This is a genomic window from Saliterribacillus persicus (assembly GCF_003337485.1).
Taxonomy (GTDB): domain Bacteria; phylum Bacillota; class Bacilli; order Bacillales; family Amphibacillaceae; genus Saliterribacillus; species Saliterribacillus persicus.
The window spans coordinates 37634-60384 of record NZ_QPJJ01000019.1; the positions used below are offsets into that span (position 1 = coordinate 37634).

Genomic DNA, 22751 nt, shown 5'->3' on the forward strand with positions numbered 1-22751 from the left:
GCATTTTTAGCTACGTTTAACGTACCATAAAACATGATAGAAGATCCAAGGTAAATTGCTAGCATGTTGGAGGATAGATAAAGAAACGTGCAGAAGACGAAACCAACTTAATAATTTATTTAGTTAATTCTTTAATTTGGAGTAATTTCGCTTCTGCAGGTTATAAAACTTTACAACCATGTATTTCAATAGGAAACCCAGTATTATAAATTTGTGTGTGGGGTTTCCTATTAAATTAATCTGCTATAAAACATCTATTAACTCTGTATCTGAATAAATCGAGATCAAAACCACGGCTTTTACATCTCCAACATTTTTCACATAGTGGGGCACACTTGCATTCCAACTAAACGAATCGCCAGCTTCAACTATAACCGAATCTTCACCTTGTTCTGCAAGAATCTTTCCTTCCAAAATTAGGTGGCATTCTTCACCCTCATGGGAATGCGGTTCTCCGATCGTTGTTCCGGGAGGAAATTCTACCATCATCATTCTTAGTCCACCTTTTGAAGTTAAATGTTCAATTTTTAAGCCATTAAAAGATGACTTCCGTCTAGAATTATTACGGACTACACGCATGTTATGCTTTTTTTCTAGGAGTAAGTATGGTAGTGGAACTCCAAGGAATGAAGCTATTGTATTTAGTGTATTAATAGAAGGTGAAGTGTTGTTATTTTCAACATTGCTGATGAAGCCTTTTGAAAGACCAGTTCCTTCACACATTTGTGCGATCGTTATTTTTTTTCTATTTCGAATTGCGCGGATCTTAGTACCAATATCCAAATTAATCACCTCATAAGTTTTCTAATAAGAAACGTATTTATATATTAACAAATAAACTGTTGACAATCCACAAATAAATTGTTATCTTATAAACAACATATATTCTTATTAGTAATAAAATAAATTGCAGAAATAATTTTTTTGGATAAATGTTTCTTTATATGAATAATTTATATCTATACAAATCATATATGTGCATAAGGATATAATTCTTAATCTGAGTTATAGAAGGTCAAACTAAAAACTACAGGGAGGGATATAATATTTATCTTTATTAATTCCTGCATATGAAATCCCTTCGTTAGCAATGCAGGATAATGAATATATCATTTAAGAGTAAATAAATGAGGGGTTTTAAAGCTATGATGCAGTATACTTTAAATTTTGATGAAATTTTTAAATCGTCTAGTGCCTACTTATATGTACGGCAAATTGGAAAAACGAAATGAGTTACAAATATTTCATAACAAAATATATTGGGGGAAAATGAAATGATTAATAAATTCGAAATTGGTACTTTAATTTTAAGAGTTGTATTAGGTTTGACATTCTTCGTACATGGATTAGTTAAATTTCAAGGTGGAATTGAGAATACAGTTGATTGGTTTGAAAGTATTGGTTTACCAGGATTTTTAGCTTATGGTGTTGGATTAGTAGAACTTCTTGGTGGAATCGCGTTAATTCTTGGTTTGTTTAGTAGAATTGTTTCTGTTTTAATAGCAATAATTATGGTTGGGGCTATCTTGAAAGTAAAAATTGCTGCGGGATTTATAGATGGTTACGAACTAGATTTAGCATTGTTGGCAATGTCCGTATTTATTGCGATTAATGGCTCAAAGGCATTTGCTGTTGATCAAATCATTTTAAATAGAAAAAAATCTTAAGATAAAAGTAAATTTAACTAGTTTTCAAAATAAGCATTACCTCTATTTACAGGGGGTTGTGCTTTCTTTGTGTAAGGGATAAATAAATGTATAAATCTTGCAATTTATTTAAAGGATATTCATAACTACAAAATAAGAAAAAGGTGGATACTAATGACACAAACAAAGATCGAATCCAAGTCTCTTTCAATACTGGAAAATAAAATCAAATTAATAAAAACTGACAAAGGAGCTATTTATTTAGTTGGACCTATAAAAGTCCCTGTTAATTTGTATGAGGAGACCGTCGAGTTTCAGTGGTACTGCTGGTTAAATTGTGAAGAGGTAACAGAGGATTTCGATCGAATTATTGAAAAGTTATCTTCAGCAAATTTAGCTGAATTACAACAATCTAGCGTTTTAACTTATGGTGATTTTAACTTTGGTGAGGATGCCATCATTAGAATGCATTCCATTTGTCATACAGGAGATATTTTTGGAAGTAAAAGGTGTGATTGTGGTTTTCAATTAAAACAATCAATGAAAAATATTGTTGAACATGGTACCGGTGCTTTATTTTATTTAGCAAACCATGAAGGAAGAGGAATTGGTTTATTTAGTAAAGCGATGGCGTATATTCTTCAGGAGAATGACTACGATACTGTTCAAGCAAATGAAGCACTTGGTTTTGTTGATGATTCTAGAAATTATGGTGATGCTATTAAAGTTTTAAAAGCATTAAGAACGAAACCTGTTCGATTAATGACTAATAACCCCAAAAAAATGGAGGCCTTAAAAAATGCTGGATTACAAGTATTAGGTAGGGAGCCGATATGGGGGGATCGCTCAGAGTTTAATGAAAAATATTTATCAACTAAGGTAACTCGCTCAGGTCACATTGGTGAAGAGGAGAAATGTAGTAATGACTAATCATGAATTCTACATGGATTTAGCTATACAAAATGCAAAAGCAATGAAAGGACAGACAGATCCGAATCCTTTAGTTGGGTCTGTAATTGTTAATGAGAATAGAGTTGTAGGAATTGGTACACATTTAAAGGCTGGGGAACCTCACGCTGAAATTCATGCACTACGTATGGCGGGAGAAAAAGCTAGAGGTGGCACTATCTATGTCACGCTTGAGCCTTGTTCACATCATGGTAGAACAGGTCCGTGCGCTGTTGCAATTCGAGATGCAGGATTAAAAAGAGTGGTTATTGCAACCTTAGACCCTAATCCAGTTGTATCAGGAAATGGTGTTAAAATACTGGAAGATGCAGGAATCGAAGTGATAGTTAACATTTGTGAAGACAAGTCGAGACAGATGAATGAAGTTTTCAATAAGTTTATTTTTCAAAGAAAGCCTTTTGTTACATTAAAGGCAGGCATTACCCTAGATGGTAAAATTGCAACTCATTCTTTAGATAGTAAATGGATCACTTCTGAAGAGGCTAGGTTAGATGTCCATCATTTAAGAAATCAAAATATGGCTATTCTGGTTGGGGTTAATACTGTGATTAAAGATGATCCGGAATTAACAGCTAGAATTCAAAATGGACGAAATCCGATTCGTATTATTCTAGATTCTAATTTGAGAATTCCTTTGCATTCTAAAGTAGTCGTAGATAAGCATGCTGAAACTTGGATTTTTACTAGTCAAAATGTTGATGTAAAAAAAGAGGAGAGACTTTTATCATATGGAATAAAAGTGGTTCGCACAAATGACGCTAAACAGGTAAATTTAAAGGATGTAGTAGAAATATTAGGCGAAAATCTTATTTCATCGATACTAATTGAAGGAGGAGGTACTATAAATGCATCTTTTTTGAAAAATGGACTAATTGATAAAGTGATCTTGTACCTAGCCCCTAAATTAATTGGTGGGAAAGACGCACCTACCTTTTTGGAAGGATCAGGTATAGATAAAATGCGAGAAGCAGTTGAATTAATAGACTCAGAAATTATTAAAATCGGAAATGATTTTAGGCTAACTGGATATCCGATATATTCAAATGAGGAAGTATAAATTGAGATTTGGATTTAACATATGGTGATATGTTGATAAACTAAAGAGATATTCTTTTCATTAGCTAAATAACCTTACCATGTATGTCCTTAATATAATTGTAGGCGGAAAAAAGCAAAGTATTAAAAATGTCAGTTTCTGCATATGTTTTTATCAATATTGAGTGTTTATTTCGAAGAAGAACAATTAACCAAACAAAGTGTATATCTATGAGTAGGACTTCACTATTCAATCGAAAATGATATTGTAAAAATGCCGCGATTGCGAGAAAACAATAAGCTTAACTGGTCGATAAAAAAGGGGGAAGGCTTTCTCATTTAAAACCTTTTTCTTTACTCTGTAGTATACTCGTTAATATCAAGTGGTATAATTTTTGACAATTGCTTATATAAAACATGGCAGATATGATATCGTATTTTAGTTGAAAACAGTATAGCAAATTGCTAACATTTTGCTAACGCAATCTCATGAAGAACGGTAAATTCAAGTTAAAGATGTTACAATTCAGATTCTAAAAAACCTTAATATACCGCACTTTTAGCATATATCGTTAAAGATATTACACACTCTCACCTTATGGGCGGCATGATGTAAAGTTTCCCTTTACTCCCTTGTATAAAAGGTTTTCAATGCTATACAAGGTTGCTTAGTGTCCGTAAAAGTGACCTATATGAATTAATACGGCTTTAAGATAGAGGTTTCCATTAAGTTAACAAAACTTGGTGGGAGCCTCTTTTTTACATTTATGTAGATATACAATTTATGGAATGCAATGGTTGAAGAAAATAGTCGAAAGAAGTAAAGTGTATATTAGGAATATTCTATAATTTATGGAAAACATTTAATAGACTGGGATTTTTAAAGGAGGGGTCTAATGACTAAAATAGGGCGTAATGATAAATGTCCATGTGGGAGTGGAAAGAAACACAAAAAGTGTTGTGTTATTAGGAGTAATAAATCGAACCAATTTGAACAATGGAAAATAAATGCTTCACAGATTTTAACTGAGTATCCACATAATGATTTAGTACATACAATCTTTTTTAAGACTTTGGACTTTATTGAGAGAAAAAACTGGGCTGGAGCATGCCATGCTGTATCTGCAATTCAATATGTGCTTTTAACCGAAGCAGGTTTAAAACCACGTCTTTGCGTGGGAGAAGTTGAATGTAATATCGGTTTTTTTGATCATTCATGGATAGAAATAAATGGAAAAGTATTTGATGTGGCCATATATAAAAACTTAGATAACGCAATGGCATTTCCACCTGTTATCAATGGATATGATATTAGCACAATGAAAGAGACAGAAAGTATATATGGAGCAAAATCAGGAAAAGGATTTGATTACAATGCTCAAACCCTAATACACACCCCATTTAATATATACATGAGTGGATTTCCAGACTATAGAAATGGCTTATGGGGAATTGTAAAAGATTTAAGTAACGAATGCTCTTTGAATATTGATATAGACAAGAGAAAAGAGTCATACTCGAATACCGAATGGCTTGTAAAATAATTTCTAGATAGGCAACTTTATATAACGAATTTTAGCAGGTATCTATGAAAGATTTTGAGAGCACAGGTATATGCTTTTAACAAATATTAAAAAAAGAGGAGCTAAGGATTGTGAAACTTGAATTCTCTGATATACAAAATTTCCGAAAGCTGAAATCATGTCGAGTAGAATTTTCTGAAAAAGAGACAGTAATTGTGGGGGCGAATAATAGTGGAAAAACTTCCGCAATGAATGCATTGATGATGTTTCTCAAGAGGCCTCGGTGGGGTGATCTTTCCACTACCGACTTTACCCTGTCTAATTGGAAGGAAATAAATGAAATTGCTGATAATTGGGTTAAAAACGAAAATGTTGATGATCTGGATCTAAGTGAAGAAAAGTGGTATAAACAAGTACCTTATGTAGATGTTTGGCTACAAGTGGATGATACTGAAGTCCATTATGTTAGTCATTTAATTCCTTCACTTAACTGGGAAGGGGGAAGGCTTGGTGTCCGCTTAATATTTGGACCTAAGAATGTTGAGGAACTTTACAACTCTTATAAGTTAGCATTTAATACAGCAAATAAAACAAGTGAATCAGTGAAGAGTGGCAAATCACTAAAATTATGGCCTGAATCGATGCATGATTACCTTGTTAGGGAATTACATAGTCATTTTCATGTAAAGGCTTACATTCTTGATCCGTCAAAATCTGATGAAGAAGTTCCGCAGAACCTTCCAGATAACTCTGAACCTCTAGATGCGGATCCTTTTGCAGGTCTGTTCAAAATTGATATTATTAATGCCCAAAGAGGATTTTCTGATCCGAACACAACAGAAGGTGGAGCAAATAATGACCGAAAGTTATCAACCCAATTAAGAACATATTTTGATAAACACTTAAACCCAACGGAACTGCCTGATTCTAATGATCTCGATGCTTTATTGGCAATCGAAGATGCTAGATCAGCTTTTGATGAGAGGTTAAAAGAGAGCTTTAAGGCCTCCATTAGTGAGTTGGAGGGGTTGAATTATCCGGGTTTTAGTGATCCGCAGATACATATATCTAGTAGGGTGGACCCTTTGGATAGCTTAAATCATGACGCTGCAGTGCAGTTTAATGTGCTCCGAGATAATTCAGAGCAGAATAGCAATTCGTTATATCTACCCGAGAAATTTAATGGATTAGGATATCAAAACCTTATTTCAATGATTTTCAATTTGATACGCTTTCGAGATGAATGGATGAGAATTGGTAAAGCAAATAAGCGTATTGATAGTAGCGATGATTTTCTCGAGCCACTTCATATTGTAATGATAGAAGAGCCAGAAGCCCATCTCCACGCCCAGGTCCAACAGGTATTTATCAAAAAAGCTTACGAAGTATTGAGAAATCATCCCAACCTCGGAGATGAATCTAACTTATCCACCCAATTAATTATAAGCACCCATTCAAGTCATATTGCGTATGAAATTGACTTTGTGAGCTTGAGGTATTTTAAAAGAATTCCTGCAGAACTCACCAATGATATTCCTTGTGCAGAAGTTGTAAACCTATCAAATACCTTTGGTGATGATTCAGTTACTACTAAATTTGCAATTCGTTATCTAAAAACCACACATTGTGATCTTTTCTTTGCTGATGCAGTTATTTTAGTTGAAGGTCCAGCCGAACGGATGTTAGTTCCACACTTCATTCAAAGCAACTTTACTGTATTGGATCGAAGTTACATTTCATTACTAGAGATTGGTGGAAGTCATGCGCATCGACTTAAGCCTTTAATAGAATCGCTTGGAATTTTGACACTTGTAATTACTGACTTAGATTCAATAAAGAAGGATTCAGCAGAGAAGGTACGTCCAGAAAAAGGAAAAGGGTATAGGACTAGTAACGACACAATTAAGTCTTGGGTTCCAGAAGAGAGTAAATTAGATAATGTATTAGCAGTAGATTTTAAAGATAAGACTAAGGACAATCTTGTCAGGGTTGCTTACCAACATGAAATTGATGTGACATATTCGGGCACCGATTCAAAAGTTATCCCATATACTTTTGAAGATGCATTAGTTTTAAGTAATATTTCATTGTTTAAGAGTAAAACGTCTGCCACGGGATTAATAAAAAAGTTGGCAGATTCTGTGAATAAATCAACAATCTTTGACTCATGCCAAGAAATGTTTAGTGCTTTAGGTAAAAACAGCAAAAAAGCAGAAATGGCATTGGAATTACTTTATACTACTGAACCAAATGAACTAGCCCCCCCAAAATATATAGCGGAAGGTTTAGAGTGGCTTGAAGAAGAGCTGAAAAATAAACATAAAGATTATGTTACTCAAAAAACAGAGATGGAGGTCCCATATGAGTAATAATATTACTGTGGACGAAGAAATTTTCGGGTGTATGAACTTGGATAACCCAAAAAGTTTTTTCCTTTTTGCTGGTGCGGGTTCAGGTAAAACTAGAAGCTTGGTCGAGGTATTAAAAAAATTCCGAAAAGGGAATATAGATCAGTTAAGACGAAATGCTCAAAAAGTTGCAATCATAACCTATACAAATGTGGCTTGTGATGAGATTAAAAGGCGTCTTGAATTTGACTCTGCTTTCCAGGTTTCCACTATTCATAGTTTTGCTTGGGGACTCATAAAACCTTATACAAATGATATTAAAGAATGGCTAAGAGAAGGTTTAAAATTAGAAGTGAAAGAACTTATTGAAAAGCAGGATAAAGCGAAGAGCACAAGCACCAAGACATACGCGGATAGGGCCAGTAAAATTGATTCTAAAACAAAGAGAATTAAATCTTTGGACAGCATCAGAAAGTTTACCTACAATCCCAATGGAGATAATACTGGAACTAGTTGCTTGAATCATTCAGAGGTAATTAACATTGCCGGTGAATTTATTAATAATCAATCTCTCTTACAAAGTGTACTTGTGAGAAAGTATCCAATATTACTTATTGATGAGAGTCAGGACACAAAGAAAGAATTGGTAGACGCATTTTTTGAGGTTCAGAAAAACAAATCAGGCTGTTTTACTCTTGGCATGTTTGGGGATTCAATGCAACGAATTTATACTGATGGGAAAATTGATTTAGATCAAAACATCCCTGATACTTGGGCAAAACCCGCAAAAACAATCAATTATAGATGTCCTAAAAGAATCACCGCTCTCATAAATAAAATTAGGTCTAGTGTAGACGGTCAAGAGCAAATACCAAACAAAGATTATGAAGGAAATGTTCGACTTTTTGTCGTAGATGCAAGAAATCAGATTGATAAGAACGACATTGAATCTGAGATTTCTAATCATATGGCTGAATTGTCAGGTGATAATAATTGGAATAGCTCTCAAGCTGATGTAAAAGTGTTAACTCTGGAACATCATATGGCTGCAAGAAGAGGTGGCTTTTCTGCATTTTTTGCCCCATTGTATGCTGAAAGTAAATTAAAGACTGGTCTATTAGATGGGACTTTACAAGGTGTATCTTTATTCGCTAATCAAATACTTCCCTTGATAAAAGCCAGACAATCACGCGATGACTTTGCAGTTGCCAGAATAGCTCGAAAGTATTCACCACTTTTGAGAAAAGAAGCTTTACAAAGTAGTTCGAATTCTATTCAAAAGATAAGCGAAACTCGCAAAGCGGTGGATTCTCTCTTTTCTCTTTGGTCTAATAACAGTAATCCTTCCTTGAATCATATTTTAAGAGAGGTATATCGAAGTGGATTATTTCAAGTCCCTGAGGCATTAATACCAATAGCAAAACGGCTAAGTGATAATACGGATATGACCGTTAAAGAATCTCAGGAGGAATCAACAGACAGAGATAGTATAATAGATGCTTGGGATGGAGCCTTAGAATGCTCATTTAATGAATTTAAAAAGTATGTTAAATATATAAATGATGAATCTCAATTTGGTACCCATCAAGGAATAAAGGGTCTGGAGTTTCCTCGTGTAATGGTGGTTTTGGATGATGAAGAGGCAAAGGGCTTTCTCTTTAGCTATGAAAAGCTCTTTGGAGCAAAAGCACCTTCAGAAACGGACGTAAAAAATAAAAGAGATGGAAAAGAAACAAGTATAGAACGTACTCGTCGCTTATTTTATGTAACATGCAGTAGAGCCGAAAAGGACTTGGCAATAGTAGCATACACAAAAGAACCCGAAAAAGTTAATGGTTATGCCGTTTCAGAGGGTTGGTTTGAGAAAGATGAGGTAATAACACGTTAATAAGGTGCCAAGCCCACGTTTTAGTAGATTTATTTAATTGTGAGATAATTGGTCACAGTGCAGGACCTCATAAAAGTGATGCCTTAGTTCAACGCGCCTTTGCATCCGTTTCTTACAAGCTTCACCATCTTGAATCGTTCTACACGGATAGAAGTAGTGAGTTTAAGAATCAACTTATTGATAAACATTAGAAACGTTTGGCATTGAGCGAAAAAGAAAGGTCTTATGACAATGCCTTTGCAGAAGCTACGTTTAAGACCATCAAAACAGAGTTTGTCAAAGGCGCTTATTTCCCTAACCAACACGAACTTGACCTTGAACTTTTTGATTATGTTCATTGGTTCAATTATATTCGAATTCAGGGAGCCCTAAATTATTTAACATCGACTGATTACAAGTTAACTGACCTTAAAAAGTTTGTTTGATTTAGTGTTGACATACCGTTCGGGGGTAACCACCGGTGTGGACTTATTTAGGCTTACATATAAAAGAACACCTCACACATAAATAAAATGCACCCTATAGAGAAGTGATTAAAAAAAATATCACTTTAGGGTGCAACTTAAGTAATTTATATCGTTATTTTTCTATATTAATAATAATATTCATATTCTACAAGAGGATATGATCCGCCGGGGATTATAGTTGTTCTCCAAGAAGAGGTATAAGCCCAAGTTTGTGTTCTCTTCATTGCTGGTATAATAGTTCCATGATGGTATTTAAGGGAAATTCGTGAAGTAAAGTATACTTTAGGTAGAGCCATATCTAAAACTCCAGTCGCGATAAAACCTAAACCTCCTCCAAATCCTGCTCCTACATATCCACCAACGGCAGCACCAATTGAAGAACTTATTGCAGTAATAATTCCGCCATATGTCAGGTTAGCAACCGATGTAGAATATTTAGTAGTACGATGACGGTATGCAGTTAAGTCTGGTTCGCCGGGGTTGATTGGACCAGATGCACTTAATTGATTTTCTTTTAATAAGTTTTCTGATACTATAGGCTTACTATCATTGTATTGATTCAATTTCTCATTTTCAATGGTGGTTTTGCCATTTTTTTTAGTTTCTAAGACTAAAGAGTTGGAATTTTTGTCTACAGTAGTAACCTTGTCGGAATTTTTGATGAATTTGCCACTTTCATCTTTTTCCAATATTTCACTTTTTACAACTGTTTTTGAGTCATTCACCTGTTCAAAGGTTTCAATTACCTTATAAGAAACTCCATTTTCCTCATAAGTATACTCTGTACCTTCTTCATTTAAGTAATTAATATTAATATTTTTCTTCGAGTTACCTTCACCTTGTGTTGGATTATCATTTGCCAGTACACTGCTCGGTATAAGTGAAAATACCATAACTAAGCAAAGAAAAGCTGCAACAATCTTTTTCTTCATCTTCATCTTCCTCCTCATTAATATAAAATTTATAGGTTATGTTAGCCTATAATTGAATACTATCATATTCCCTTTTAAACAATTAGGGCTAAATTTAGTTCAATAATCTCCCTATTTTTTGAAAAAGTTTACAAAATTTACATTAATTTCATCGGTTTTTATGTTAATATTTGTTTAAGAGGAATAACTAATAGTTAAGGAGGCGATCTATTATTACTGCTTTTTTTTGGTTCAAGCTTGTGATCATATTAATATTTTTAGTCAGTATAACAATACTTTTGCGAGTATCTATTCGTAAATTGCTGAAAATAAAAAAAACAGATAGAAACGAATATCCGAGAAGATTAAGTGAATGGACTTATTTTGGGATAGTTACTATTATTATTTTATTTTACGTTGTTCTTAGCTTTATTGAATCGCAATTGTATAGAAGCATGACTATTTATATAAGCATTGGTATTCTGTTTTTGTTCATTTCTATTATGCAGTGGATATTTATTAAAGAAAAACGAGAGCATTTATTATCATTACTTACTGGCATCGTTCTTATTGGATTAGCAATACTAACGACTTATATAATAATTCCTGCATTTTTTTAATTCAAATATAACCTGATTTGACTAACAAAATTGCCAGGTTCGAGGAGGGATTCTTTGCATAATTTAGGCTATTATATAAGAATTCTTAGAAATAATTTAGGTCTAACACAAGAAGAATTATTAGAAGACGAGTATTCTAAAACCTATATCAGCAGAGTTGAAAATGGAAATTTAAAACCTTCCGACCATTTTATAGAATATCTATCAAGAAAACTAAATATCAATTTATTTGAATTACACTCCTTTCCAAATGAAAATAAAATTATAGATATTTACAAAAAATACTATAATAACAATAGCTTATCTAACGAAGACATATCTTTGATAGAGTTTAATCTAGTTTTTTCATATAACCCTGACACATATGTAATGATTTATACTATATTGATTGGTAATAAAAGCAATCTTCAAAAAGAAAAATTAATAAATAGAGCAAACAACTTCATAAGTGTCCTTGATGATAAAAATATAAAACATAATTATTATAATGAATTAGGAAAATACTTTTATAAAGAACATTTATTTGGAAAAGCGCTTATTTACTTTGAAAAAAGTTTAGATTTCGCCCCTAATGAAATAAAAAGAGCACATGCATTTTATAATATTAGTTTGTGTAGACAAAGAGTCTTTATGGACTTCCACTGTTTAAAATATACATTAAAGTCAATTCAAATTTATAAAGACAACTCCAAAAACAAGGAACTCTACGATACTTATATTACCCTTGGAGTTCAATTATATCTGTTAGGGTATTATGAAGAGTCGGAATATTACCTAATTGTGACAAAGAGGTACATGGAAGAACAAGGAAATGGGAAAAAATTGAGCAAAGTGTATTATAATTTAGGTAATCTGCACCAAAAAATGGGTAAGGAAAACTCTTCTTTAAAGTATTACAAAATATATGAAAGCTTCGTCAAAGATATGGCTGAAGAAAAAATGTTATTATATGTATATCGCAACTTAATTATGCTTTATTTTAAACGGAATGACTTGGAAAAAGCTGAAAAATACATAAATAAATTTAAAAATTGTCCATATCATACACGTTTTATATATCTAGATATTCAAGTGGATATGTATATTGCAAGAATGTATAAAAATAAAGAAATGTATAAGTATTATGTTCAAACTTTAAATAAGTGTCTTGATGCTAGTAAAAATTTCGGTTTTTTGAATATCGTTTATGAATGCAGTGAAGAACTAGCAGAATATTATTTTGATGGAGGCAAATATAAAAAATCTGCAGAATTGCTTATATATATAAAAAGGAGGTGTAATATATGAAACGATATATATGTAAGGCTTTTACAAGAGAATCTATTAACAAAATTAATATTGAATTAACAAGCGATGAGGATCAACCAGAGCCAAGGTGATTTGTAGAAAGATGAAAAACTAGCAGATTATATAAAAAGCCCCTATAGAGTTTTTTAGTATATTCTCCATATTACAATAGCTTATATAGTGTTCTTTTAGTTTAACAAGCTTTGTGATTTATAAAACGACCTATTACTGTGCAATACAAAGCTACTATTTAATAGGAAATGATATTGCGCAAATGGCGCGATTGCCAGGAAAATCATAAGCCCAACTTCTCGATAAAAAGGGGGGAGGCTTTCGAATTTCAAAACCTTTTCCGTTTTTCTATTGTAAACTCGTTAGTATTAAGTGGTATAATTCGTGACAACTGCATATATAATACATGGCAGATATGATACCGTATTTTGGTTGCAAACAAACTAGCAAATTGCTAACATTTTGCTAACGCAATCTCATGAAAAACGATAGATTCAAGTTAAAGATGTTACAATTCAGATTCTACAGAACCTTAATATTCCGCACTTTTAGCATATATCATTAAAGATATTACATACTCTCACATTACGGGCGGCATGATTTAATAGCTGCTCAAACCTTTGATATATAAGCACTTCTAAGTGATTTGCTAACAAAATGCTAACATTGCAGTAAAATTAGAGGCTTCTCATTAGTTGATTAAACTTTTGGGAAGCCTTTTTTTGTGCGTGCCCAGCAAGCCGTTAATTGTTAATTGGTGAGAGTCCAATCTGAGTAAGTACCAAGGCGCTCAATAGCTGACAGGCAACTGGTGGAGAAATCCTAAGGTTGAAGACCTGGGACAAAGTAACCCTCAGGAAGAGTGCGAGAACCTAACAGGTTGTAACATAAAGTGAATTCTGCCGTCACGTCAAAAGAACCCATCGTTGGTGGTCAAAGAGAAGTCGAGCCTTGGTAAAATTCGCGAAGACCCTGGAAGGTGTGAAGAACTTGGATTATATCCACGGAAGAATCTCTCAGGGTAAGGGGAACGACATGTTAGGAAAGTAGTTATTGGAACTGGGGATAACCTCCTCGGTAACTATACATAGTAAAGTAAACAGAAACCTATATACCGTACTGGGGAAATGTCAGATGGACTGAGAGGGGTGTAATGTATAGTGTCTAGAGAAATCTTTACCATAAGAAATACGGAAGGGTCGTGTACTGATGTTGGGCAAAGATATATACACTTATCTGTTTTAATTTCAAACACAAAAAAATAGCTTTTTCACAGAGTTTTTATCCCCTGTAAAAAAGCTATTTTTAATAATTATAATCATCGTCATTCATGGTTTCAACTACTGACATTAGGTAGCCATTTCCAACAGCACTAAAAAAGTCATGATTGGTTGTGCTAGTTGATAATCCATTTAAAACAATTGGGTTAACATCTTCTGCTGAATCTTCAAATAATGGATCAAGTCTTAGATTCATTAATGCTTTATTCGCATTATACTTTAAGAATATTTTTACGTCTTCCGTCCATCCAATTTCATCGTACAAATATTCTGTATATCTGCATTCATTTTCATATAATTGATACAGCAACTGATATATCCACATTTTTAATTCTTCTTGTTCCTGCTGTGGTAATTCTTTAAATCCTAAACTAAACTTATAACCAATATACGTACCATGGACAGATTCATCTCTGATTATTAACTTAATTACTTCAGCAACATTCATTAATTTTGATTTGCCTAAATAATACAATGGTGTATAGAAGCCTGAGTAGAATAAAAATGATTCTAAAAATACACTTGCTACTTTAATTTGTAGATCCGTTCCATTTTCATAGATATCATCAATAATATTTGCTTTTGTTTGGAGCGTTTCATGAAATTCAATCCACTCAAATATATCACGGATTTCTTGGTTGGTATTAAGTGTACTAAAAATGTTAGAGTAACTTCGAGCATGTTCCGTTTCCATAAACTGAATATTATTTAGCACATCTATTTCTAAGTCCGTTCGAACATTCTTCCTTAGTGCTTCAATACCATTTCTTGATTGAAGTGTATCTAATAGGGTTAGCCCACCAAAAACTTTTTCAACTAACCTTTTTTCGAGTTCACTTAGTTTTCGCCAATCTTGCTTATCTTTTGATACAGGCATTCTCGTTGATAACCAAAATTGGCTGGTCAACTTTTCATATGTTAATTTATCCACCATATCTTCCACAGCGTTCCAGTTCGTCGCAGTAAATATTTTTTTATTCACGTATTATCCCCCTAAATACTACAAGATTCACAGTAATTTGCTCCAAGTTCTTCTCCATCGCCCGTGTAGGTTCGAACATAATAAACAGATTTCACACCTTTTTTCCAAGCGTAATTACGAAGTATATTTAAATCTCTAGTTGTTTTCTTAGTAGGATTATCACTATCGATCTTCCATTCATACATGCCTTCAGGTAAGTCTTCTCTCATAAATAGAGTCATACTAGCACCTTGGTCAATGTGTCTTCCAGCAACTGCATAGGTGTCAATAATTTTTCTTTGGTCCATGTCATATGCTGAGACATAATATGGAATAGTTTCATCAGATAAACTTGGAGCTGGATAATAAACTTTACCACGTTTTCCTTCAGTTCTTTCTTCAATTCTTTGCGTAATTGGGTGAATGGAAGCCGTTGCTTCATTTACATAACTAATTGATCCCGTCGGAGCAACTGCCAATCGATAAGCATTATAGATACCATGCTTCATAATAGAAGCTTTTAGTTTTTTCCAATCTTCATGCTTTGGTATAAAAATACCTTCAAACAATTTTCTTGATTCTTCATATTTAAATTCAAATTCAGGTTCCTTTAAATATGAGTCAAAATAAGAACCATCCGCGTAAGTAGATTTTTCAAATTCAAAGAAAGCTTCATTCCGTTCAATGGAAATGTTATTACTTTCTACTAATGTCCAATAGTTAAGTAGCATGAAGTATGCATCTACAATTTCTAAAGCTTGTGGGCTACCATAATGAATTTTATTTTGGGCTAAAAATCCATGAAGATTCATAGCTCCTAGTCCTACCGAGTGGTACATATCGTTACCATTTCTGACAGAAGGAACAAAATCAATACTAGAAGTATCCGATACAAATGTTAAAGCTCTTAGCATGGTTCTTACAGACTTTCCAAAGTCTGGTGATGCCATTAATTGAACGACATTCGTAGAACCTAGGTTACAACTAACATCATTACCTAAGAACTGATAGGTTTGGTCATTATTAATAATAGATTGACGTTGAACTTGAAAAATCTCTGTACATAAATTAGACATGGAAATAGTGCCATCGACTGGATTACTTCTATTAGCATGATCAATGTTAATAATGTAAGGATAACCACTTTCATTTTGGATATTACTTATTTCGGTTTCTAATTCACGAGCTTTTATTTTAGTTTTACGGATGTCTTTATTATTTACCATTTTTTCATATTCTTTAGTAATATCAAGACTTGAGAAGGGCTTACCATAAACCTTTTCAACATCATGAGGTGAAAATAGATACATGACGGAATTCTTTTTTACTAATTCATAATATTTGTCTGGTACAACTAATCCTAAAGATAATGTTTTAATCCGAATCTTTTCATCGGCATTTTCTTTACGAACGGAAAGGAAATCGACCACATCTGGGTGGAAAATATTCAAATAAACAACTCCAGCGCCATCTCTAGCTCCGCCTTGGTTCGCATAAGAAAAAGAATCTTCATATAACTTCATGACTGGCACAATACCATCGGCTAAGCCGTGAACTCCTTTAATTGGATCATTGTTAGCTCTTATATCTGTAAGGTTTAATCCAACCCCACCACCAATTTTGGACAATTGTAGAGCAGAGTTTATGCTTCTACCAATACCGTTCATATCATCTGAAACATTTAATAGAAAACAGGAAACCATTTCTCCCGCCCTCTTTTTAGCAATATTTAAAAATGTTGGTGTAGCAGGTTGATAGCGTTGATTAACTAACTCGTTTGCTAAATCAATCGCTAATTCTTCATTTCCATTGGCTAATACTAGAGCATTGAATGCTAATCTATCTTCATATCTTTCTAGAAACCATTTACCATCATCTGTTTTCATAGCATACTGAGAGTAGAACTTATAAGCACCCATAAAGCTACGAAAACGGAATTTATTTTCATAGATTTTTTTGAATAGCTTCTTAACAAAACTTTTCTTATATTTTTTTAGGAAATCATCTTTGATGTAATTATTTTCTACTAAGTAATCTAACTTTTCCTCTAATGAATGGAAAAACATTGTATGGGGATTAACAAATTCCAGGAAGTAAGCCTTGCAAGCTTCAGTGTCTTTGTTTATTTGGATTTTCCCATCTTTTACTATGTTTAACAGGTTATTCAGCGTGAAATATGTTTCTTCTGCTTTATTAGACGTTAATTGGGGAGACTGCAATTTTATTCACTTCCTTTTTAAAATTTTCTAGATCTTTATCTGTACCGGCGTATTCAAATGTAAAAATCAAGGGTTTACTATATTTAGCAGATAATTCTTTTGCATTTACACAATACAAATCATCAAAATTAAGATTTCCACTAGAAGCAAAACCCAATAGGTGTTCTCTATTACCTTTATAATCTATAAAATCGCTAACTTCTTCTGTAATCATGTTTTCATAGGATGGAACTACAACAATATAATCTTCAGAAACTTCATGAAATGGATTTGTAGGATTAATTTCATGTGACTTCATATCGACTCGTTCTATAAAGTCTTTAACATTACCTGTTATAGTCATATAAACTAATAGCATAATTTATCAGTCCTTTAATGTTTGAAGTTTCTCAGGGTTAAATCCAGAAATGTATTCATCTGTAGACATACCTTCCTTGATTACTATTGGCATCGTCATAAACCCTAGTCCTTTGAATTGTTGAATTTTCTCTTCTCTTTCATTTGGATTTAAATCTTCATCAATGTTAATAGCTTGGAAAGATATTCCTTCTGCATCTAATACATTTTTAGTCATCATACATTTTGGGCAATTATTTTTAGTATAAACTGTAACCATAACACCACTCCTATTATATAAAATTTGTTTTAATCGTCTTCTAAGGTCACGACTTAATAATGGATTACACATAAATTAATAATTCGCTTTACTAATTAACATTTAAGTATTCTTGTTAGTCTAAGGCATAAAAAAAGCCGTTCCTATAAACATGAACGGACAAAAAACGACAGTATAATAGCAATAAAAATACGCAAGCAATGAACGCTTTCGCATCTCAACAAACTGCAGCTCACGTAAGACTTTCTATTTTAGAAAGTATAATAAAAGGACAGTATGTAACTATTTATCATATCGTTTTCCGTTCTTACTCCCCGAAGAAAAGAAACACTAGTAAGTTTGGCAGGTCTACTGACTTTAAATCATCCTCCAGAGAACCTTCCCGAAAATTAACAATTTCAGTGGATTTTCTCCTTCGTCATTTCTTACAGTTGCGGGGGCAGTAACGGATTTTCACCGTCTTCCCTTTTAAGACAAAGATGTCACCTGAACTTACAGAACTATATATAGTGTAATAGTTTTTTGCTTTCTACAATATATTGAATTTATCATAGTTTACTATATTCTGCAATCTTATTTTACTAAAGTGAAAGATAACTATAAGTTAATATGTATACTTTAATTCGTTTAACAAAACCTCAGTATACCGCTCTCTGCGCATATCTTGTTAAAGATATTACACACTCTCACCATAGGGGTGGCATGATGTAATACGGCCCCCAATCCATTGATACAAATGATTTTTTAAGTAAGATGAGATTGAAATGCAAACATTGAGGTTTCTAATAGAAGCTTCTCATAAGTTCACTGAACATTTGGGAAGCTTCTTTTCTGAAGATTATCTATTTATCACTAGCTTAGTTGTGAAAATTACTTACTTTGTATCTATGTTAATAATAGAATTGAAAATCATACTTCAAGTCTCATTTCTTTATAACATCTTGACCGCGATTATGTTCACTAGTTTCTCTATGATACTTTAAGTTAATGTTAAAGCCTTCAATAATAAAACATTCTTCCATACAAGCTCTATCTTTTGATAACAATCCAAAAAATAATCTGGCTATTGTTAAGCGACGAACTAGATAATTTTTGTGAATTCTTTTGATGGTTAAATAAAACATAACTTCAATAGAAACGGATTATGACTTTGGAAACTCAATTAGTTTTACCTATGGATACCATAGGTGATTTGATATTGTTTACTTTTATGGCACCTTCTATAATTTAAATTAAGTAGCAATGCTACAAAAAAAATATGGGAGATGATGTAAATGTCAAAAGCAATTTTTTATCATGCAGGTTGTCCAGTTTGTGTAGATGCGGAGCAAACGGTTCTTGATTATCTTGACAAATCAAAAATTACTCCGGAAGTAGTACATCTTGGGACTGAACAAAATCGTATTGAAGAAGCAGAAAAAGTTGGAGTAAAATCAGTCCCAGCATTAGTGATCGGTGAAAATGTATATCATATCAATTTTGGTGCAAGTTTAAATGATGTTAAGGGATAAGTTCTAAAAGAAGGTGCTGTTTTGGCACCTTCCTTTTTTAAAATAAGGTTTGTTAATACCTGGCTTTAATTAATTTTTTACCACATATAACGAATAGAGAAGCCTGAATTATGCTTCAAAGCATAATCAATGGATATATTATATGTGGAAAGGTAAGAATTGTTATGATGTTCGATCCCCAATATCGAAAAGATAATCGATTTCCCCCAATAATTCAAGAGCTGCTGCAACAAGGACTGCTCGTGCTTGCTGCTGGTACCCATGTAATCCGCCAAGTACTAATAACTAAAGAGGAAATTGACCAAGCTGTTGACCTCATTGAAGTAGTGCTGAAAAAGTATTGAGAAGCACAAAAATTATTCCTGATAAAGCTCTATTAAAAGCTTTCATCTTTAACTGTTGTAATCAATTGTTCCATAAAAACACGGCTAGCCGCACACAAATGTTTGTTCTTTCGATAAGCGATGCCAATTTGTGTGGTTATCACCGGATCTTGAATAGGAATTGTTTTAATTTGAATATTATCAATATAGTCTAAGTAAGCTTTTGGTAGTATCGTGACACCGACGCCTTTACTTACCATTTGGATGATAGATTCCATCGTCGTCATTTCAAGTACTGGTTTGGGGGTGAAATTCATGGAACGACATTGTTCATTAATAACTTGTCGTAAGAAATAGGTTTCAGGTAATAAAATAGATGGTGTATCGTTTAAAATTTGAAGTGTTACAGATTCTTTATGAGCCAAAGGAAAATCTATAGGTACTGCAAGAGCAAGGTCTTCTTCGTAGATCGGAATCGATTCCAAATCTTCATGTTCTAGGGGTAAAAAAATGATACCCAGATCAAGTTCATTTTGTAGTAGTCCTTTGTAAATATCTCCAGTTCGTAATCCTTGTACAGAAAGTTCAACATTGGGATAAGCATGATGAAACCCAATAACTGTTGGAGGAAGCAAGTAATTAACAACTGTGATTAGAGAGCCTATTTTGAGCGAGCCCCTCTCTAATCCCTGAAGCTCACTAATTGCTGCACGTGCCTGAGAAATCTCATGAAATACATTGTAGCTGTAATGTAGCAACGTTTTCCCTGCATCAGTGAGTATGTTTTTTTTGCCAATGCGATCAAACAAAGGCATTCCTACTTCATGTTCTAACAAACCAATTTGTTGACTTAGAGAAGGTTGGGCAATGCCTAGTTTTTCAGCCGCACGTGTAAAGTGCAGCTCTTGACATAACACGATAAAATATTCCAATTGTTTTAGTTCCATCGAATTTCCTCCCAAGTTTATATATATAATAATAGCTTTTAACTATCATTATATACTGATTATTATAAATTTTAATAAAAGATGAAAGTAATCGAGGAAAAGGGTTTACATATTTGAGTTTATACAATACCGTCTCAAAATTACGAGAAGCTGAAATAGGAATCAAAAAAAATTTTTAAAAAGGAGTTTGATATCGGTGAGTCAACCTGTGATAGATAAAATAATGGTAGGAAAGCCACAAACATTTGGAAATAAAGATGCAAAACATCCAATGGATCGCGAGTGGACAACTGGAATTGTAAAATATCCGGTTAAAGGAAATATTTGGGTGGGTAAAACAAATCTTGGAGAGGATGGCCAAGCAGATCTTAAGCGACATGGCGGACCGGAAAAAGCGATTTTTGTCTATACCGTTTCTCATTATGATTATTGGCGAAAAAAATTACAAAGACCAGACTTTTCCGTCGGTGCATTTGGTGAAAACTTAGCTGTTAAAAACATCAATGAAGATGATTTATGTATTGGTGATGTATTTCACATTGGTGAGACTGTCGTTCAAGTTTCGCAACCAAGGCAACCGTGTTGGAGACCAGCAAGACGCTGGAAGATAAAAGATTTAGCTTTACAAATACAACAAGAGGGCTTAACAGGATGGTATTTTCGTGTTCTTAAAGAGGGAGAGATACAAGCTGGAGATTATCTCCAACTTCAAGTAAGACCATTCCCTAAATGGACTGTGGCTAAATGCAACGATGTTATGCACAATAAAAAACATGATTTAGAATTAGCAGCTAGACTTGCTGCTTGTGAACTCCTTGCACCTAACTGGCGTAATACGTTATCTAAACGTGCAGAAGGTAAAGGGAAATTGGACATTCGTAATCGTGTAATAGGTCCAAATGAATAAAAACAGAAATGGACTGCGAACGCACTAGTAATTTAGAATCCCGTTGCTTTAGCTATGGGAGTGTCAAAATCATCACAGATATCAATGTAATTGAAATAAGATGCACATTGTTCAATACAGGGAATGTCTTCAATAAGCAGCATAGATTTTTTGAAATTGACCCTTACAAAGGGTACAGAGTATAAGAGAGCTCTCTGTTTTATTTTGTTTGCTAAATTAGGTCATCAAGATAAATATAGTACTAGTTTATCCTCCTAATTTACAAAAAAACATATATAATTAACACTCTCTTAAAAATTACAAGATATAATTAATAATTAAACTACTAAGATTTTCAGAAAAGGTGGGCAAATATGGAATCTCATTTATTATCTAGGATTAATGAATTCGGATATTGGAAATACTTAAGTGATAGGTTTAAAAAGGAAATTATAAATTATAAAAAGTTTCAAGCGTTAGATAAAATAGTTAAAAAAAAGGATATTTCTACATTCTTTCAACCTTTAATAAATATGCAGAATGGTGAAACTTTGGGATATGAGGTGTTGAATCGTCCGCCAATTTCGAAAGAATTTTCATCAACCGAAGCATTTTATGAATTTATCGGTAAGACGAATCAGGTTTTTTCTTTTGAATATTTTTGTAGAAATATATCCTTGGAACGCTATATTGAGAAAACTAATAATTTAGAGCCGTTAATTTTTCTCAATATTCATCCTAAGGTTTTAATAGATTCAAATTATAAGAGCGGAGAAACCGCTCAACTTCTTAAAAAGTTCAACATTCAACCCAATCAAATTGTTTTTGAATTAACAGAAAGAGAATCGGTGACTGACTTTGATCACTTTGTTTATATTTTAAACCATTATCGATCTCAAGGTTTTAGAGTTGCAGTTGATGATGCTGGTTCCGGCTTTAATAGTTTAAAGACATTAGCGTATTTAAAGCCCGAATTTATTAAAATCGATAAATCTCTAATCCAGGATATTGACCAAGATAACGTAAAACAACAGTTGGTTACTATGTTATTAGAATTTTCGCAATCTTCCAATACCGATGTGATTGCAGAAGGAATTGAAAGCGTTGGTGAGTTTCAATATTTAAGAGAAAAAGGGGTCAATTTTGGTCAAGGTTATTTATTTGGAAGGCCCGAGAAAGAATTGCAAGCTGGAAAACTCCCCAATGTGTAAGCGTCAAATACTTCACACGTATGCAACTCAGCCTCCAGATGAGATAATCTTCATAGATTAATTCTCAAAGGAGGCTTTTTATGTCAGATAA

19 protein-coding genes, 1 pseudogene and 1 riboswitch are annotated in these 22751 nt (G+C 33.2%); of the genes and pseudogenes, 13 read left to right on the forward strand and 7 right to left on the reverse strand.

Features of this window, described 5'->3' with window-relative positions; genetic code table 11:
• Window positions 1-243: 243 nt before the first annotated feature.
• Window positions 244-783, reverse strand: a complete 540-nt coding sequence (locus tag DFR57_RS16485; protein WP_114354319.1) for a helix-turn-helix domain-containing protein — start codon at window positions 781-783, stop codon at window positions 244-246.
• A gap of 491 nt (window positions 784-1274) precedes the next feature.
• Between DFR57_RS16485 and DFR57_RS16490 the strand changes: the two genes are divergently transcribed.
• The 7 genes and pseudogenes from DFR57_RS16490 to DFR57_RS16520 all read left to right on the forward strand — a co-directional run.
• Entirely contained in the window at window positions 1275-1667 is a 393-nt protein-coding gene (locus DFR57_RS16490) for a DoxX family protein (protein WP_114354320.1), read from the forward strand.
• 153 nt (window positions 1668-1820) lie between these two features.
• Window positions 1821-2576 (forward strand): GTP cyclohydrolase II, encoded by a 756-nt coding sequence (locus DFR57_RS16495; RefSeq protein WP_114354321.1) that lies wholly within the window; start codon window positions 1821-1823, stop codon window positions 2574-2576.
• Window positions 2569-3672 (forward strand): bifunctional diaminohydroxyphosphoribosylaminopyrimidine deaminase/5-amino-6-(5-phosphoribosylamino)uracil reductase RibD, encoded by a 1104-nt coding sequence (ribD, locus tag DFR57_RS16500; RefSeq protein WP_114354322.1) that lies wholly within the window; start codon window positions 2569-2571, stop codon window positions 3670-3672. Before DFR57_RS16495 ends, ribD begins: the two co-directional genes overlap by 8 nt.
• A gap of 874 nt (window positions 3673-4546) precedes the next feature.
• Complete coding sequence (locus DFR57_RS16505; protein ID WP_114354323.1) at window positions 4547-5194, forward strand: SEC-C metal-binding domain-containing protein; 648 nt, start codon at window positions 4547-4549, stop codon at window positions 5192-5194.
• 110 nt (window positions 5195-5304) lie between these two features.
• Window positions 5305-7542: an AAA family ATPase gene (locus tag DFR57_RS16510; protein WP_114354324.1), complete on the forward strand. Its 2238-nt coding sequence runs from the start codon at window positions 5305-5307 to the stop codon at window positions 7540-7542.
• Window positions 7535-9409, forward strand: coding sequence for a UvrD-helicase domain-containing protein (locus tag DFR57_RS16515; RefSeq protein ID WP_114354325.1), 1875 nt, complete (start codon window positions 7535-7537; stop codon window positions 9407-9409). The genes DFR57_RS16510 and DFR57_RS16515 overlap by 8 nt, the downstream gene beginning before the upstream one ends.
• Window positions 9410-9426: 17 nt before the next feature.
• Window positions 9427-9834: pseudogene (locus tag DFR57_RS16520) on the forward strand (IS3 family transposase); the annotation flags it as partial.
• A 167-nt stretch (window positions 9835-10001) separates the two neighbouring features.
• On the opposite strand, the gene DFR57_RS16525 reads toward DFR57_RS16520, so the two are convergent.
• Window positions 10002-10808: a hypothetical protein gene (locus DFR57_RS16525; protein ID WP_114354326.1), complete on the reverse strand. Its 807-nt coding sequence runs from the start codon at window positions 10806-10808 to the stop codon at window positions 10002-10004.
• A gap of 239 nt (window positions 10809-11047) precedes the next feature.
• Between DFR57_RS16525 and DFR57_RS18690 the strand changes: the two genes are divergently transcribed.
• Both DFR57_RS18690 and DFR57_RS16535 read left to right on the forward strand, forming a co-directional pair.
• Window positions 11048-11407: a DUF4181 domain-containing protein gene (locus DFR57_RS18690; RefSeq protein ID WP_425450977.1), complete on the forward strand. Its 360-nt coding sequence runs from the start codon at window positions 11048-11050 to the stop codon at window positions 11405-11407.
• Between the two features lie 54 nt (window positions 11408-11461).
• On the forward strand, window positions 11462-12694 hold the full coding sequence (locus DFR57_RS16535; protein WP_170133021.1) for a helix-turn-helix domain-containing protein: 1233 nt from the start codon (window positions 11462-11464) through the stop codon (window positions 12692-12694).
• Between the two features lie 1317 nt (window positions 12695-14011).
• On the opposite strand, the gene nrdF is transcribed toward DFR57_RS16535, so the two are convergent.
• From nrdF to DFR57_RS16555, 4 genes are read right to left on the reverse strand one after another with little or no spacing between them, the layout of a single operon-like run.
• Complete coding sequence (gene nrdF, locus DFR57_RS16540; RefSeq protein ID WP_211315384.1) at window positions 14012-14968, reverse strand: class 1b ribonucleoside-diphosphate reductase subunit beta; 957 nt, start codon at window positions 14966-14968, stop codon at window positions 14012-14014.
• A gap of 11 nt (window positions 14969-14979) precedes the next feature.
• Entirely contained in the window at window positions 14980-17166 is a 2187-nt protein-coding gene (gene nrdE / locus DFR57_RS16545; protein ID WP_114354329.1) for a class 1b ribonucleoside-diphosphate reductase subunit alpha, read from the reverse strand.
• Window positions 17141-17524 (reverse strand): class Ib ribonucleoside-diphosphate reductase assembly flavoprotein NrdI, encoded by a 384-nt coding sequence (gene nrdI, locus DFR57_RS16550; protein WP_114354330.1) that lies wholly within the window; start codon window positions 17522-17524, stop codon window positions 17141-17143. The genes nrdE and nrdI overlap by 26 nt, the downstream gene beginning before the upstream one ends.
• 6 nt (window positions 17525-17530) lie before the next feature.
• A complete protein-coding gene (locus DFR57_RS16555) occupies window positions 17531-17782 on the reverse strand; it encodes a glutaredoxin domain-containing protein (RefSeq protein WP_114354331.1) in 252 nt (83 codons plus the stop codon).
• A 324-nt stretch (window positions 17783-18106) separates the two neighbouring features.
• Window positions 18107-18288: riboswitch (cobalamin riboswitch) on the reverse strand.
• A 768-nt stretch (window positions 18289-19056) separates the two neighbouring features.
• Here DFR57_RS16555 and DFR57_RS16560 point away from each other — a divergent pair.
• Both DFR57_RS16560 and DFR57_RS18395 read left to right on the forward strand, forming a co-directional pair.
• Entirely contained in the window at window positions 19057-19293 is a 237-nt protein-coding gene (locus tag DFR57_RS16560) for a thioredoxin family protein (protein ID WP_114354332.1), read from the forward strand.
• 110 nt (window positions 19294-19403) lie between these two features.
• A complete protein-coding gene (locus DFR57_RS18395; RefSeq protein ID WP_211315385.1) occupies window positions 19404-19637 on the forward strand; it encodes a hypothetical protein in 234 nt (77 codons plus the stop codon).
• Window positions 19638-19669: 32 nt separating this feature from the next.
• Here DFR57_RS18395 and DFR57_RS16570 read toward each other — a convergent pair whose 3' ends face one another.
• Entirely contained in the window at window positions 19670-20563 is an 894-nt protein-coding gene (locus DFR57_RS16570) for a LysR family transcriptional regulator (RefSeq protein WP_114354333.1), read from the reverse strand.
• Window positions 20564-20759: 196 nt separating this feature from the next.
• Here DFR57_RS16570 and DFR57_RS16575 point away from each other — a divergent pair, with 196 nt between their 5' ends.
• Together DFR57_RS16575 and DFR57_RS16580 are read left to right on the forward strand one after the other, a co-directional pair.
• Window positions 20760-21470, forward strand: coding sequence for an MOSC domain-containing protein (locus tag DFR57_RS16575; RefSeq protein WP_245937506.1), 711 nt, complete (start codon window positions 20760-20762; stop codon window positions 21468-21470).
• Window positions 21471-21823: 353 nt separating this feature from the next.
• Complete coding sequence (locus tag DFR57_RS16580; RefSeq protein ID WP_114354334.1) at window positions 21824-22660, forward strand: EAL domain-containing protein; 837 nt, start codon at window positions 21824-21826, stop codon at window positions 22658-22660.
• Window positions 22661-22751 lie beyond the last annotated feature (91 nt).

Excerpts from the sequence above, each read along its gene's own strand:
- DFR57_RS16490 (WP_114354320.1), top strand. The coding sequence starts at position 1,275 with ATGATTAATAAATTCGAAATTGGTACTTTAATTTTAAGAGTTGTATTA.
- DFR57_RS16495 (WP_114354321.1), top strand. The coding sequence starts at position 1,821 with ATGACACAAACAAAGATCGAATCCAAGTCTCTTTCAATACTGGAAAAT.
- ribD (WP_114354322.1), top strand. The coding sequence starts at position 2,569 with ATGACTAATCATGAATTCTACATGGATTTAGCTATACAAAATGCAAAA.
- DFR57_RS16505 (WP_114354323.1), top strand. The coding sequence starts at position 4,547 with ATGACTAAAATAGGGCGTAATGATAAATGTCCATGTGGGAGTGGAAAG.
- DFR57_RS16515 (WP_114354325.1), top strand. The coding sequence starts at position 7,535 with ATGAGTAATAATATTACTGTGGACGAAGAAATTTTCGGGTGTATGAAC.
- DFR57_RS16525 (WP_114354326.1), bottom strand. The coding sequence starts at position 10,808 with ATGAAGAAAAAGATTGTTGCAGCTTTTCTTTGCTTAGTTATGGTATTT.
- nrdI (WP_114354330.1), bottom strand. The coding sequence starts at position 17,524 with ATGCTATTAGTTTATATGACTATAACAGGTAATGTTAAAGACTTTATA.
- DFR57_RS16555 (WP_114354331.1), bottom strand. The coding sequence starts at position 17,782 with ATGGTTACAGTTTATACTAAAAATAATTGCCCAAAATGTATGATGACT.
- DFR57_RS16560 (WP_114354332.1), top strand. The coding sequence starts at position 19,057 with ATGTCAAAAGCAATTTTTTATCATGCAGGTTGTCCAGTTTGTGTAGAT.
- DFR57_RS18395 (WP_211315385.1), top strand. The coding sequence starts at position 19,404 with ATGCTTCAAAGCATAATCAATGGATATATTATATGTGGAAAGGTAAGA.
- DFR57_RS16570 (WP_114354333.1), bottom strand. The coding sequence starts at position 20,563 with ATGGAACTAAAACAATTGGAATATTTTATCGTGTTATGTCAAGAGCTG.
- DFR57_RS16580 (WP_114354334.1), top strand. The coding sequence starts at position 21,824 with ATGGAATCTCATTTATTATCTAGGATTAATGAATTCGGATATTGGAAA.